Genomic DNA, 12,861 nt, shown 5'->3' with positions numbered 1-12,861 from the left:
TCAACGCCCCGTCGATCCGGGGTGGACGCTCGGAATGTCGAATGTTCGGAGGACAGCAGTGGGACGACTCTTCGGCACGGACGGCGTGCGCGGTGTCGCCAACGCCGATCTGACGGCGGAGCTAGCGCTCGGTCTCTCGGTCGCCGCGGCACACGTGCTCGCCGAAGCGGGCACCTTCGAGGGCCATCGCCCGACAGCGGTGGTGGGGCGTGACCCGCGCGCGTCCGGGGAGTTCCTGGAGGCCGCGGTCGTCGCGGGCCTGGCGAGCGCGGGCGTGGACGTCCTGCGCGTCGGTGTGCTGCCCACCCCCGCGGTGGCCCACCTCACCGCCGCGCTCGGCGCCGACCTCGGCGTGATGCTGTCCGCCAGCCACAACGCCATGCCCGACAACGGCATCAAGTTCTTCGCGCGCGGCGGCCACAAGCTGGCCGACGACCTCGAGGACCGCATCGAGTCCGTCTACGAGGAGCACCGCACCGGCGCGCCCTGGCAGCGTCCCACCGGCGCCGGGGTCGGCCGTGTCACCTCCTACGACCAGGGGCTCGACCAGTACGTGGCGCACCTGATCGGCGTGCTGCCGAACCGGCTCGACGGGCTGAAAATCGTCCTGGACGAGGCGCACGGCGCCGCCGCCCGGGTCTCGCCCGAGGCCTTCGCGCGCGCGGGCGCCGAGATCGTCACCATCGGCGCGTCCCCCGACGGCCTGAACATCAACGACGGCTGTGGCTCGACCCACCTGGAGCAGCTCCAGGCCGCCGTCGTCGAGCACGGCGCCGACCTCGGCATCGCGCACGACGGTGACGCCGACCGCTGCCTCGCCGTGGACCACACGGGCGCCGAGGTCGACGGCGACCAGATCCTCGCCGTGCTCGCGCTCGGCATGCGGGAGCGCGGGGTGCTGCGCCGCGACACCGTTGTCGCCACGGTCATGTCGAACCTGGGCTTCAAGCTGGCCATGGAGCGCGAGGGCCTGCGGTTCGTCCAGACCGCCGTCGGTGACCGGTACGTCCTGGAGGAGATGAAGGCCAGCGGCTACGCGCTCGGCGGCGAGCAGTCCGGGCACGTCATCGCCCTGGACCACGCCACGACGGGCGACGGCACGCTCACCGGCCTGCTGCTCGCGGCCCGCGTCGCCGAGACCGGCCGCAGCCTCAAGGACCTGGCCGCCGTCATGGAGCGCCTTCCGCAGGTCCTGATCAACGTGCCGGACGTGGACAAGTCCCGGGTGACGACGTCGGCGGAGCTGACCGTCGCCGTCGCCGACGCCGAGCGCGAGCTTGGCGAGACCGGCCGCGTGCTGCTGCGCCCCTCCGGTACGGAGCCGTTGGTGCGCGTGATGGTGGAGGCCGCCGACATCGAGCAGGCCCGCTCGGTGGCCGGGCGCCTGGCGGACGTGGTGAAGTCCGCGCTCGGCTAGGGAAGTGCGGCCTTCTTCGCGGTACGTTCGCGCTGCCGGGCCCAGAGCAGCTTCTGGGTGAGCAGCGTGAGCGTACCGGCGAGGACGATGCCGAGCAGGTTGAGCAGGAGCTGCTCGGTGGAGCCCCAGGCCTGGCGGTACTCGTCGTAGCTGAAGGCCACCGCGGCGTTGGCCGCCGCCGGGACCGTCGTCACCGAGATGGCGACGCCGACGAGCGCGCCCGACTTCGCCGAGGTCAGGGACAGCGTGCCCGCGGCGCCCGCGAGGACGGCCACGACGAAGGAGAACCAGTCGGGCCGGTAGATGAAGTTGGTGTTGGGCCGCTTGGCCTCCAGGGCGGCCCGGTCGAAGAGGTCGACCGCGTCCATGAAGAAGCTGAAGGCCACCGTCGCCGCCATGGCGACGGCGAAGCCCGCGATCAGCGCGATCAGGGAGCGCAGCGCAAGGCGCGGGGCGCGCCGCACGAGCGCCGTGCAGAAGCCGGCGAGCGGGCCGAACTCCGGGCCCACCGCCATCGCGCCCACGATGAGGATCGCGTTGTCGAGGACGACGCCGCAGGCGGCGATCATCGTGGCGAGCGTGATGAAGGCGACGTAGGTGACGGAGAGCGTGGACTCCTCGTGCGTGGCGTCCGTCAGGTGCTCCCACAGGACGGCGTCCGCGCCCTCGCCCGGCGCCTCGTCCTCGGCCTTGTCGGCGCGCAGGGAGAGCGACAGGTCGATGTTCTCCAGGGCGATCGAGCCGTGCTTGTCGATCTCCAGGGCGCGCAGGCCGCCGAGCAGTTCGTCGCCCGCCTCCCGGGCGACGTCGCACATCACGATGTCGCCCGACGGGTTGCGGGCGGCACCCGGCACGACGGCGAGGTGGGCCGTGCCGGGGGTGTTCTCGATCAGGCGCACCACGGCGTCGGTACGGTCCGCCGGGGTGATCAGCCGCAGATGGAGCATGCCCGCACCTTAACGCGGGCCTGACGGTTCAGAGTTTGCGCAGGCTGAGCCTTCGCACCTTGTGGTCGGGGCCCTTGCGGATGATGAGCGTGGCGCGGCCGCGGGTGGGGGCCACGTTCTCCACCAGGTTCGGCTTGTTGATGGTCCGCCAGGTGGTGCGGGCGTAGTCGAGCGCCTCCTCCTCGGAGACCTGGGTGTACTTGCGGAAGTACGAGGACGGGTTCTGGAAGGCGGTCTCGCGCAGCTTGCGGAACCGGTTCAGATACCAGCGCTCGATGTCCTCGGTGCGGGCGTCGACGTACACGCTGAAGTCGAAGTAGTCGGCGAGGCCGACGCGGGTGCGGCCGTCGCTGCCGGGCAGGGCGGGTTGCAGCACGTTCAGACCCTCGACGATGAGGATGTCCGGGCGGCGTACGGTGAGGCGCTGACCGGGCACGATGTCGTAGATCAGGTGTGAGTAGACGGGGGCGGTGACCTCGTCCTTGCCGGCTTTGATGTCGGCGACGAAGCGGGTCAGTGCCCTGCGGTCGTACGACTCGGGGAAGCCCTTGCGCGACATCAGGCCGCGCGCCTGTAGCTCCTTGGTGGGCAGCAGGAAGCCGTCGGTGGTCACCAGCTCCACGCGCGGGTGCTCGGGCCAGCGCGAGAGCAGGGCCTGGAGCAGCCGGGCGACGGTCGACTTGCCGACGGCGACGGAGCCCGCGACCCCTATGACGAAGGGCGTGCCCGACTGGGAGCCCTTCTCGCCGGTGTCGCCGAGGAAGGTGTTGAGCGCTCCGCGCAGGCCGTCGGTGGCGCCCACGTAGAGGTTGAGGAGGCGGGAGAGCGGGAGGTAGATGTCCCGCACCTCGTCGAGGTCGATGACGTCGCCGAGGCCGCGGAGCTTCTCCACCTCGGCGGCGGTCAGGGGCAGCGGCGTCTTTTCGCGCAGCGCGCTCCACTCGGAACGGGTGAGGTCGACGTAGGGGGTCGCCTCCGGCTTGTGCCGGTTGGCGCCCCGTGGCGGCGAGGAGACCAAAGAGATCACAGTCCATTGTTACGGCAGTTTGAACGCCTGTGCGGGTGGGGTGTGTCACGCTCCGCCACGGGGTCGCGGGTGGCGGGGCGGGAGGGTGCCGTACCCTTCCGGCGTGATTGTTGGCGTGGGTATCGATGTGGCCGAGATCGACCGGTTCGCCGCCTCCCTTGAGCGGACGCCGGGGATGCGGGAACGGCTCTTCGTGGAGCGGGAGTTGTATCTGCCCGGCGGGGACCGGCGCGGGGTCGCCTCGCTCGCGGCCCGGTTCGCCGCCAAGGAGGCGCTGGCCAAAGCCCTGGGCGCGCCGGCCGGGCTGCGCTGGACCGATGCCGAGGTGTACGTGGAGGAGACGGGACAGCCGCGGCTGCGGGTCTCCGGGACGGTGGCGGCGCGGGCCGAGGCCCTGGGGGTGCGCGGCTGGCACGTCTCCCTGAGCCATGACGCGGGGGTGGCGTCCGCGGTGGTCATCGCCGAGGGGTAGCCCGTTCCCGATCCGCGTTCCACGATCCCCGTTCCCCGGTCCGCGGTGCTGCCGGGGCGCGCGGGGTGCGCGAGACTTGGTGGATGCGTACTGCGTATCGCGTGGAGGACGTACGGGCGGCCGAGCGCGCGCTGATGGCGCGGGTTCCCGAAGGGGCGCTGATGCAGCGGGCCGCGGCGGGGCTCGCCGTGGCCTGCGGACAGCTGCTCAAGAAGGTGTACGGGGCGCGGGTCGCGCTCCTGGTCGGCAGCGGGGACAACGGCGGCGACGCCCTGTACGCCGGGGCGCGGCTCGCCCGGCGCGGAGCCGGGGTGACGGCCGTGCTGCTCTCGCCGGAGCGGGCGCACGCGGGTGGGCTCGCCGCCTTGCGCCGGGCCGGGGGGCGGGTCGTCGACGGCTCGGGGGAAGCGGAGGACGGTGCCGCGCTCGCGGCCCTCGCGCGTGCCGATCTCGTCCTGGACGGAATCGTGGGCATCGGCGGCAAGGGCGGCCTGCGCCCCGGCGCCGCCGAACTCGCCCGTGCCGCCGAGGAGTCGGGTGCCCTGGTCGTGGCCGTCGACCTGCCGAGCGGCGTCGACGCCGACACCGGTGAAGTGCGCGGCGCGGCCGTGCGCGCGGACGCGACGGTGACGTTCGGGACGTACAAGCCGGGGCTCCTCGTGGATCCCGCCCGGGAGTACGCCGGGGCCCTGCGGCTCGTGGACATCGGGCTCGGCGGCGAACTCTCCGCGTACGCGCCCGCGGTGGAGGCCTTGCAGTACGCCGACGTGGAGCGGCTCCTGCCGGTGCCGGGGGCCGAGTCCGACAAGTACCGGCGCGGTGTCGTCGGGGTCGTCGCCGGGTCCGCCCGCTATCCGGGCGCGGCCGTCCTCGCCGTCGCCGGCGCGCTGCGCGGGGGCGCCGGGGCCGTGCGGTACGTGGGGCCCGCGGCGGACGCCGTCATCGCCCGCTTCCCCGAGGCGCTGGTCTCGGCGGGGCCCGTGCCCAAGGCCGGGCGCGTGCAGGCCTGGGTGGTGGGGCCCGGCCTCGGGGACGGGCACGGGGACGCGGGACAGCGCCTTCGGGACGTGGTCGCCGCGGAGGTGCCCGTGCTCATCGACGCGGACGGGCTGCGGCTCGCCGACGCATCGGCCGTGCGGGAGCGGGGCGCGCCCACGCTGCTCACGCCGCACGCGGGCGAGGCGGCCGCGCTGCTCGGGGTGGGCCGGGCGGAGGTCGAGGCGGCCCGCCTCGACGCCGCGCGGGAGCTGGCCCGGCGGTACGCGGCCACGGTGCTGCTCAAGGGCTCGACGACGCTGGTCGCCGGGGCCGACGGGGGTGTCGTACGGGTCAATCCGACGGGGACCGGCTGGCTGGCCACCGCGGGGAGCGGCGACGTGCTGTCGGGGCTCGCCGGGGCGCTGCTCGCGGCGGGGCTCGGGGCCCGGGACGCGGGGGCCGTGGGGGCGTTCCTGCACGGGCTCGCGGGGAGGCTCGCGGCGGAGGGGGCGCCGGTGGGGGCGCAGGACGTGGCGGAGGCCGTTCCGGAGGCCTGGCGGGACGTGCGGCGGGGTTAGCGGCCTGGCGTCGAGGGGCGGTCCGGGCGGGCATGCCGGTGCGTCCCCTCGCGATGCGTCGGCGGCTTCTCGCCGGTTCGGGGGCTGCCCGTGCCGTCGTGCTCCTGTTCCGCTCTGAGAGACTGTTCGACGATGACTGATACTGCACTGCCGCGCGTGCGCGCCGAGATCGACCTCGCCGCCCTTCGGGCCAACGTGCGGACGCTGCGCGCGCACGCGCCCGGCGCCGCGTTCATGGCCGTCGTGAAGGCGGACGGGTACGGGCACGGGATGGTCCCGTGCGCCAAGGCCGCGCTGGCCGCGGGCGCCGAGTGGGTCGGTACCGCCACGCCCGAGGAAGCGCTCGCGCTGCGGGCCGCGGGTGTCGGCGGGCGCGTCATGTGCTGGCTGTGGACGCCGGGCTCGCCCTGGCGGGAGGCCGTCGAGGCCGACGTGGACGTGTCGGTGAGCCGGGTGGGCGCGCTGGCCGAGGTCGTCGCCGCCGCGCGGGCCGCGGGCCGCACGGCCCGGGTGCAGCTCAAGGCCGACACCGGGCTCGGGCGCAACGGGTGCATGCCCGGCGACTGGCCGGAGCTGGTGGGCGAGGCCCTGCGGGCGGAGGCCGAAGGCCTGGTGAAGGTCACCGGCCTGTGGTCGCACTTCGCCTGTGCCGACGAGCCGGGGCACCCCTCGATCGCCGGGCAGCTGCGGACGTTCCGGGAGATGGTCGGGTACGCCGAGGGGGCCGGGGTCCGCCCCGAGGTGCGGCACATAGCCAACTCCCCGGCCACGCTGACCCTGCCCGAGACGCACTTCGACCTGGTGCGGCCCGGCATCGCGATGTACGGCGTCTCGCCGAGCCCCGAGATCGGCACGCCCGAGGACTTCGGCCTGCGCCCGGTGATGACCGTCGCCGCGGCCCTGGCCCATGTGAAGCGCGCCCCGGCGGGGCACGGGGTGAGCTACGGGCACCACTACACGACGCCGGGTGAGACGACGCTCGGCCTGGTCCCCGCGGGGTACGGGGACGGGATCCCGCGGCACGCCTCGGGCGCGGGCCCGGTGCTCGTCGGCGGCAAGTGGCGGACCGCCGCCGGGCGGATCGCCATGGACCAGTTCGTGGTGGACCTCGGCGGTGACGAGCCCGAGGTCGGCGCGGAGGCGGTGCTCTTCGGGCCCGGCGACCGCGGGGAGCCCACGGCCGAGGACTGGGCGCGGGCCGCGGGCACCATCGCGTACGAGATCGTGACGCGCATCGGTTCGCGCGTCCCGCGCGTCTACGTGGACGAGCGGCCGGGAACCGACGACTGAAGAGGAGCGGCACGTGGGCGAGGGCAGCGCGGGGGCGGCCGCCGAGATGGTCGAGGCGGTCGAGGCGGTGGCAGGGCGGCCCGGGGGCGCGGTGACGTCCTGGCGGCGGGCTGGGATCGCGGGCGCCGCCATAGGGGTCATCGCGGCGGGCGCCGCGGCCGGGGTCGCCATCGAGCGGCTCACGGTCGGGCGCGGCATGCGCAAGAAGGCCCGTCTCGCCCTCGACGCCTCGGGCCCGTACGGCTCGCTGCGCGGCACGCCCGGCAAGGCGTACGCGGACGACGGCACGGAGCTGGCCTACGAGGTCGACGAGGTGGGCGACGAAGGGGCGCAGGCCTCGCGGCGGCGCCGGCTCTTCGGCCGCAGGGCGCCCGCGCCCGTCACCGTCGTGTTCAGCCACGGCTACTGCCTCAGCCAGGACTCCTGGCACTTCCAGCGCGCCGCGCTGCGGGGTGTCGTCCGGGCCGTGTACTGGGACCAGCGCAGCCACGGGCGCTCGGGGCGGGGCGCGGCGCGGCTGCGGGACCGCGAGCCGGTCACCATCGACCGGCTCGGCCGGGATCTGAAGGCCGTGATCGACGCGGCCGCGCCCGAGGGTCCGCTGGTCCTCGTCGGGCACTCCATGGGCGGCATGACGACGATGGCCCTCGCCGACCAGTTCCCTGACCTGATCCGGGAGCGGGTGGTGGGCGTCGCCCTGGTCGGTACGTCCGCCGGCGGGCTCGGGGAGGTCAACTTCGGGCTCCCGGTGGCGGGGGTGAACGCCGTGCGGCGCGTGCTGCCCGGTGTCCTGCGGGCGCTCGGTTCGCAGGCCGAGCTTGTCGAGCGCGGGCGGCGGGCCACGTCCGACCTGTTCGCGGGCGTCATCAAGCGGTACTCGTTCTCGTCGAAGGACGTCGACCCGGCGGTCGCGCGGTTCGCGGAGCGGATGATCGAGTCCACGCCGATCGACGTGGTCGCGGAGTTCTACCCGGCGTTCACCGAGCACGACAAGGCGGACGCGCTCAAGCACTTCACCGAGCTGCCCGTGCTCGTGCTGGCCGGTGACAAGGACCTGGTCACGCCGAGCGAGCACAGCGAGGTGATCGCCGATCTGCTGCCGGACGCTGAGCTGGTCCTGGTGCCGGACGCCGGCCACCTGGTCATGCTGGAGCACCCGGAGGCGGTGACGGACCGCCTGGCGGATCTGCTGGCGCGTACGGGCGCGGCCGGCACCGGTTAACGTGGGCCCCATGGAAGCACCGCACAGCCCGGCCGCCCCGGCCACCACTCTGAAGCTCGCCGTCAACTCCCCGGAGCAGATGGGGGAGTTGGGCCGCCGCCTGGCCGAGATCCTGCGCCCGGGTGACCTCGTCATGCTCACCGGCGAGCTGGGCGCGGGCAAGACGACGCTGACGCGCGGCCTCGGCGAGGGCCTCGGCGTGCGCGGCGCCGTCACCTCCCCGACGTTCGTCATCGCCCGCGTCCACCCGCCGCTCGGCGACGGCCCCGCCCTGGTGCACGTGGACGCGTACCGCCTGGGCGGCGGACTCGACGAGATGGAGGACCTGGACCTCGACGTGTCCCTGCCGGACTCCGTCGTCGTCGTGGAGTGGGGCGACGGCAAGGTCGAGGACCTGTCCGACGACCGGCTGCACCTGGTCATCCACCGGGCCGTGGGAGACACCACGGACGAGGGACGCGAGATCGTGCTGCACGGCATCGGGGCGCGCTGGCAGGACGCCGATCTGAGCGTCCTGGCCGTCTGAGACCGTTCCCCGGCCCCCGGATCCCGCCCTTGTGGTCCCTGCCGGGACTGTCGCCGTCCACATTTTCCGACAAGGCGTCGGTAAGATGTTGCGTGGCGGGTGCCGGGCGTGTTCACATGGATACCGGTACTGGTTAGGTCTACCTAACCACGTCTGCTCCCGAAGCCCCAGGAGGCGTCCATGCCGGCTTCAGAACGAGACGTACAGCCCCGGCAGGGGGTGACGGCGCAGCCGTCCAGCTGCTCGATGCGTGAGCTGCTCGCGTCGTGCGCCGCCGCGAGCGCCGTCTCCACGCCTCCGGCCGCCCCCGTGCGCCAGGACGCTCCCGTAAACGAGCCGCGACGGGACGCCGCGTAAGCACGACTGCTCCGCAGGGGCGGCTGCTCGGCGGCGACGGTTACTTGACGACGACGACCGGCGTCTCGATGAACGCGAAGTCCCACATCGCGTTGCCGTCCTCGCGGGACGAGCGGATGCCGCCGGTCTTCTTCGCCGGGTCCGGCTTCTCCGTGGAGCCGTTGAGCGCCGCGCTGAACCCGACCGTTATGCCGTCGACCGCCGTGAAGCGCACGACGTGCTCGACCTGCCGGCCGTCCGAACCGGTGACCTGGCCCTGGCGCGACGTGACCTCGTACGTGCCCGGCTCCGGGTCGACCGTGCTCGGTGTGACCTTGTACGTGCGCTTGGCCTTGCCGGAGTCGCCGACCAGCCACACCCGGTCGTTGCCGAGCGAGTACACGACCCGCTTGCCCGTGCCCGAGCGGTCGGGCAGCGCCAGGGAGTCGCCCTGGCCCTTGGGGGACTTCGTGGGGGTCGTGGAGGATTTGTCCGGCCGCGCGTTCAGGTCGTCCGGCGCGCTCGCGGAGGCCTGGTAGGCGAGGAAGCCGACCACGGCCAGGGCGGCGGCGGTGAGCCCGGCCACGAATCCCGAGCTGGTCCTGGACACTGAGCCACCTTCCCTACGTACGGCTATGGAGTGACGGTAGCAGCCGGGGCACCCCTGGCCGGTGCGGCCGTGCGCGGGGCCTCGGAGCCGTAGGCTGTTCGCGTGCTCTTGCTCGCTCTGGATACCGCAACCCCCGCCGTCACCGTCGCGCTGCACGACGGCACGGCCGTCATCGCCGAGTCGAGTCAGGTCGACGCGCGCCGCCACGGTGAGCTGCTGCTGCCCGCCGTCGACCGGGTCCTCGCCGAGGCGGGCGTGAGACTCGACGCGGTCACCGCCGTCGTCGCCGGGGTGGGCCCCGGGCCGTACACCGGCCTGCGGGTGGGCCTGATGACCGCCGACACCTTCGGCCTCGCGCTCGGCGTGCCCGTGCACGGGGTGTGCACGCTCGACGGTCTGGCGTACGCCTCCGGGATCGAGGACGGCCCCTTCGTCGTGGCGACCGACGCGCGCCGCAAGGAGGTCTATTGGGCCCGGTACGAGGACGCGCGCACGCGCGTCACGGGGCCCGCCGTGGACCGGCCCGCCGACATCGCCGAGCAGGTCGCGGGACTCCCGGCCGTCGGCGCGGGCGCCGCGCTCTACCCGGACACCTTCCCCGACGCCCGCGGGCCCGAGCACGTGGCGGCCGCCGCCGTCGCCGCGCTCGCCGCCGAGCGGCTGGCCGCGGGCGAGGAGCTGCTGGAGCCGCGCCCGCTGTACCTGCGCCGTCCGGACGCGCAGGTGCCCAAGAACTACAAGGTGGTCACCCCCAAGTGACCACCGTGACGACCCACGCCGCCGTGCTGCGCGAGATGCGCTGGTGGGACATCGATCCCGTCCTCGCCCTCGAGAAGCAGCTCTTCCCGGAGGACGCCTGGTCGCGCGGCATGTTCTGGTCCGAGCTTGCGCACGCGCGCGGGCCGGGCTCGACGCGCCGCTACCTGGTGGCGTACGACGGCGAGCGCCTCGTCGGGTACGGCGGCCTCGCGGTGGCGGGCTCCGACTCCGACGGCGGCGACGCGGTGGCCGCCGACGTGCAGACCATCGCCGTGGCCCGGGACCAGTGGGGCACCGGGCTCGGCGCGCGGCTGCTCACCGAGCTGCTGCGGCACGCGACCGCCTTCGAGGCCACCGAGGTGATGCTCGAGGTGCGTGTGGACAACACCCGGGCGCAGAAGCTGTACGAGCGCTTCGGCTTCGAGCCCATCGGCTTCCGCCGCGGCTACTACCAGCCGGGGAACGTGGACGCGCTGGTGATGCGCCTCTGTGACCCCTCGGCCCTGCCGCAGGCCCCGCCCCCCTCCCCGAACGGCCGGGCCGACGGCCCCGTCAACGGCGTACAAGGAACCGAGATCCATGGCTGACCTCCGCGACGAGCCCCTCGTCCTCGGCATCGAGACCTCCTGCGACGAGACCGGCGTCGGCATCGTGCGCGGCACCACGCTGCTCGCCGACGCCGTCGCCTCCAGCGTCGACGAGCACGCGCGCTTCGGCGGCGTCGTGCCCGAGGTCGCCTCGCGCGCGCACCTGGAGGCGATGGTCCCGACCATCCAGCGCGCCCTGAAGGACGCGGGCGTCGCCGCGTCCGACCTCGACGGGATCGCCGTCACCGCGGGTCCCGGGCTCGCGGGCGCGCTGCTCGTCGGCGTCTCGGCCGCGAAGGCGTACGCGTACGCGCTCGGCAAGCCGCTGTACGGCGTGAACCACCTGGCCTCGCACATCTGCGTGGACCAGCTGGAGCACGGCTCGCTGCCGGAGCCGACGATGGCGCTGCTCGTGTCCGGCGGACACTCGTCGCTGCTGCTCTCCACCGACATCACCTCCGACGTCCGGCCGCTGGGCGCGACCATCGACGACGCGGCGGGGGAGGCCTTCGACAAGATCGCGCGGGTGCTGAACCTCGGCTTCCCCGGCGGCCCCGTCATCGACCGGTACGCGCGCGAGGGCGACCCCGAGGCGATCGCCTTCCCGCGCGGTCTGACCGGCCCGCGCGACCCGGCGTACGACTTCTCCTTCTCCGGTCTGAAGACGGCGGTGGCCCGCTGGATCGAGGCCAAGCGGGCGGCGGGCGAGGAGGTGCCGGTGCGGGACGTGTCCGCGTCCTTCCAGGAGGCGGTCGTCGACGTGCTCACCCGCAAGGCGGTCAGGGCCTGCAAGGACGAGGGCGTCGACCACCTGATGATCGGCGGCGGGGTCGCCGCGAACAGCCGTCTGCGCGCGCTCGCCGAGGAGCGCTGCGAGCGCGCCGGCATCCGCCTGCGGGTGCCGCGGCCCAAGCTGTGCACGGACAACGGCGCGATGGTCGCGGCCCTCGGCGCGGAGATGGTGGCACGTAACCGGCAGCCGTCCGACCTCGGGCTCTCGGCGGACTCCTCCCTTCCGGTGACGGAGCCGCACGTGCCGGGCGCGCACGCCCACACCCACGACCACGATCACGTGCACGAGGTCAGCAAGGACAACCTCTACTCATGAGCGTCGCGCTGATGTGGGAGGCCCGCGCCGCCGAGGGGCGCGGGCCCGAGCTGCTCGCCTGGGCGCGGGCGCAGGGCCTGGCGGCGGCGCCGGTGCGTCGGGAGACGTTCCGGGCGCCCCAGGACCGCGTCCTCGTCATCACCTGGTGGGACGCCGCGTACGACGCCGAGCTGCCGGAGCTGCCCGAGCCGCCGGGGGACCTGGTCTCCCGGACGCCGCACCGCTGGCGGTTCGAGCCGGTCGACTCCTAGGCCCTGCCCAGGAGTCCGTCGATCACGGCTGCCAGGTGGCGGCCGATGTCGTAGGTCCCGGCGATCTCCTCCCAGCGCGGGGCAAGCCGGGTCACATGGGGCAGCTCGGCGGCGTCCGCTTCGGTGAGCATGTCGGGGAAGTACCGCTTGCGGTCGGGCTCCTCTGCGCGGCGCGCCATCGCGCGCCGGAACACGAGGTCGCCGTACACGCAGTGCCAGATGGTGCGGTAGACGTGCACGGCCTCCTCCGGCGTGAGGCCGCACGCGACGCCTGAGCCGACGATCTCGTCGACCATCCACATCGCGCCCTTGTCGCTGAGGTCGCCGAGGCTCAAGACCTCCACGACCCACGGCAGCCGCAGCAGGACGCCGTGCATGTGCAGGGACACGGCGAGCAGCCGGTCGCGCGGGTCCTCGGGCAGCTCCGGACGCGGCAGGGTCGCGGCGGTCCCTGACAGGGCGAGCATCAGCAGCTCGTCCTTGTCGCGCACGTGGTGGTAGAGCGCCATGGGCGTGGCCCCGATCTCCTTGGCGACCCGCCGCATGCTGAGGGCCGCCACGCCCTCCTCCTGGAGGATGCGCCGCGCCACGCCGACGATCGCCTCGGGCTCGATGCGGCGCGGCCGCCCGACCCGCCGCTTCCGCCCGTCCGCACCGGGCTCCGGGGGTTCTTCCGCATTCGCTTCGGCTGCCACGGCCTCATTGTCGCCCCCTTGGGGGCCGCTCTGACCCTTGCTTATTTTCTATACGCGT

General features: G+C 73.9%; 15 protein-coding genes. 11 read left to right on the top strand and 4 right to left on the bottom strand.

Annotated elements, in window-relative coordinates; translation table 11 throughout:
* Positions 1–58 precede the first annotated feature (58 nt).
* On the top strand, positions 59–1,417 hold the full coding sequence (gene glmM / locus AC07GB_RS07230) for a phosphoglucosamine mutase (protein WP_478842466.1): 1,359 nt from the start codon (positions 59–61) through the stop codon (positions 1,415–1,417).
* Here the strand turns inward: glmM and AC07GB_RS07225 are convergent.
* Positions 1,414–2,364 (bottom strand): DUF389 domain-containing protein, encoded by a 951-nt coding sequence (locus tag AC07GB_RS07225; protein WP_478842464.1) that lies wholly within the window; start codon positions 2,362–2,364, stop codon positions 1,414–1,416. The two genes, glmM and AC07GB_RS07225, sit on opposite strands and share 4 nt — an antisense overlap.
* Before the next feature lie 28 nt (positions 2,365–2,392).
* Entirely contained in the window at positions 2,393–3,391 is a 999-nt protein-coding gene (gene coaA / locus AC07GB_RS07220) for a type I pantothenate kinase (protein WP_478842462.1), read from the bottom strand.
* Positions 3,392–3,494: 103 nt separating this feature from the next.
* Between coaA and AC07GB_RS07215 the strand changes: the two genes are divergently transcribed.
* From AC07GB_RS07215 to AC07GB_RS07190, 6 genes are all read left to right on the top strand, one after another.
* The gene (locus tag AC07GB_RS07215) at positions 3,495–3,863 is read left to right on the top strand and encodes a holo-ACP synthase (RefSeq protein WP_478842460.1); all 369 of its coding nucleotides are present in this window, start codon (positions 3,495–3,497) and stop codon (positions 3,861–3,863) included.
* Between the two features lie 83 nt (positions 3,864–3,946).
* On the top strand, positions 3,947–5,419 hold the full coding sequence (locus tag AC07GB_RS07210; RefSeq protein WP_478842458.1) for an NAD(P)H-hydrate dehydratase: 1,473 nt from the start codon (positions 3,947–3,949) through the stop codon (positions 5,417–5,419).
* A gap of 132 nt (positions 5,420–5,551) precedes the next feature.
* Positions 5,552–6,709 carry an alanine racemase gene (alr, locus tag AC07GB_RS07205; protein ID WP_478842456.1) on the top strand — a complete coding sequence of 386 codons (1,158 nt, stop codon included), beginning with the start codon at positions 5,552–5,554 and terminating at the stop codon, positions 6,707–6,709.
* A gap of 13 nt (positions 6,710–6,722) precedes the next feature.
* Positions 6,723–7,931 carry an alpha/beta fold hydrolase gene (locus AC07GB_RS07200; RefSeq protein WP_478842454.1) on the top strand — a complete coding sequence of 403 codons (1,209 nt, stop codon included), beginning with the start codon at positions 6,723–6,725 and terminating at the stop codon, positions 7,929–7,931.
* Positions 7,932–7,941: 10 nt separating this feature from the next.
* Positions 7,942–8,457: a tRNA (adenosine(37)-N6)-threonylcarbamoyltransferase complex ATPase subunit type 1 TsaE gene (gene tsaE, locus AC07GB_RS07195; RefSeq protein WP_478842452.1), complete on the top strand. Its 516-nt coding sequence runs from the start codon at positions 7,942–7,944 to the stop codon at positions 8,455–8,457.
* A 180-nt stretch (positions 8,458–8,637) separates the two neighbouring features.
* Complete coding sequence (locus AC07GB_RS07190) at positions 8,638–8,814, top strand: hypothetical protein (RefSeq protein ID WP_478842450.1); 177 nt, start codon at positions 8,638–8,640, stop codon at positions 8,812–8,814.
* A gap of 40 nt (positions 8,815–8,854) precedes the next feature.
* Here the strand turns inward: AC07GB_RS07190 and AC07GB_RS07185 are convergent, their stop codons facing one another.
* On the bottom strand, positions 8,855–9,403 hold the full coding sequence (locus AC07GB_RS07185) for a hypothetical protein (RefSeq protein ID WP_478842448.1): 549 nt from the start codon (positions 9,401–9,403) through the stop codon (positions 8,855–8,857).
* A gap of 102 nt (positions 9,404–9,505) precedes the next feature.
* On the opposite strand from AC07GB_RS07185, the gene tsaB reads away from it, so the two are divergent.
* From tsaB to AC07GB_RS07165, 4 genes are read left to right on the top strand one after another with little or no spacing between them, the layout of a single operon-like run.
* Complete coding sequence (gene tsaB / locus AC07GB_RS07180) at positions 9,506–10,162, top strand: tRNA (adenosine(37)-N6)-threonylcarbamoyltransferase complex dimerization subunit type 1 TsaB (protein WP_478842446.1); 657 nt, start codon at positions 9,506–9,508, stop codon at positions 10,160–10,162.
* A 35-nt stretch (positions 10,163–10,197) separates the two neighbouring features.
* Entirely contained in the window at positions 10,198–10,749 is a 552-nt protein-coding gene (gene rimI, locus AC07GB_RS07175) for a ribosomal protein S18-alanine N-acetyltransferase (protein WP_478842692.1), read from the top strand.
* A complete protein-coding gene (gene tsaD, locus AC07GB_RS07170; RefSeq protein ID WP_478842444.1) occupies positions 10,742–11,857 on the top strand; it encodes a tRNA (adenosine(37)-N6)-threonylcarbamoyltransferase complex transferase subunit TsaD in 1,116 nt (371 codons plus the stop codon). The genes rimI and tsaD overlap by 8 nt, the downstream gene beginning before the upstream one ends.
* The gene (locus AC07GB_RS07165; protein ID WP_478842442.1) at positions 11,854–12,108 is read left to right on the top strand and encodes a hypothetical protein; all 255 of its coding nucleotides are present in this window, start codon (positions 11,854–11,856) and stop codon (positions 12,106–12,108) included. The genes tsaD and AC07GB_RS07165 overlap by 4 nt, the downstream gene beginning before the upstream one ends.
* Here the strand turns inward: AC07GB_RS07165 and AC07GB_RS07160 are convergent.
* A complete protein-coding gene (locus AC07GB_RS07160; protein WP_478842440.1) occupies positions 12,105–12,803 on the bottom strand; it encodes a TetR/AcrR family transcriptional regulator in 699 nt (232 codons plus the stop codon). The two genes, AC07GB_RS07165 and AC07GB_RS07160, sit on opposite strands and share 4 nt — an antisense overlap.
* Positions 12,804–12,861: the final 58 nt, after the last annotated feature.

It is taken from the genome of Streptomyces sp. NPDC045778, assembly GCF_056431945.1.
Note: the sequence above shows the minus strand (reverse complement) of the source record. Positions and strands in the feature narration are given on the sequence as shown.

Excerpts from the sequence above, each read along its gene's own strand:
- AC07GB_RS07225 (WP_478842464.1), bottom strand. The coding sequence starts at position 2,364 with ATGCTCCATCTGCGGCTGATCACCCCGGCGGACCGTACCGACGCCGTG.
- AC07GB_RS07210 (WP_478842458.1), top strand. The coding sequence starts at position 3,947 with ATGCGTACTGCGTATCGCGTGGAGGACGTACGGGCGGCCGAGCGCGCG.
- alr (WP_478842456.1), top strand. The coding sequence starts at position 5,552 with ATGACTGATACTGCACTGCCGCGCGTGCGCGCCGAGATCGACCTCGCC.
- tsaE (WP_478842452.1), top strand. The coding sequence starts at position 7,942 with ATGGAAGCACCGCACAGCCCGGCCGCCCCGGCCACCACTCTGAAGCTC.
- AC07GB_RS07190 (WP_478842450.1), top strand. The coding sequence starts at position 8,638 with ATGCCGGCTTCAGAACGAGACGTACAGCCCCGGCAGGGGGTGACGGCG.
- rimI (WP_478842692.1), top strand. The coding sequence starts at position 10,198 with ATGCGCTGGTGGGACATCGATCCCGTCCTCGCCCTCGAGAAGCAGCTC.
- tsaD (WP_478842444.1), top strand. The coding sequence starts at position 10,742 with ATGGCTGACCTCCGCGACGAGCCCCTCGTCCTCGGCATCGAGACCTCC.
- AC07GB_RS07165 (WP_478842442.1), top strand. The coding sequence starts at position 11,854 with ATGAGCGTCGCGCTGATGTGGGAGGCCCGCGCCGCCGAGGGGCGCGGG.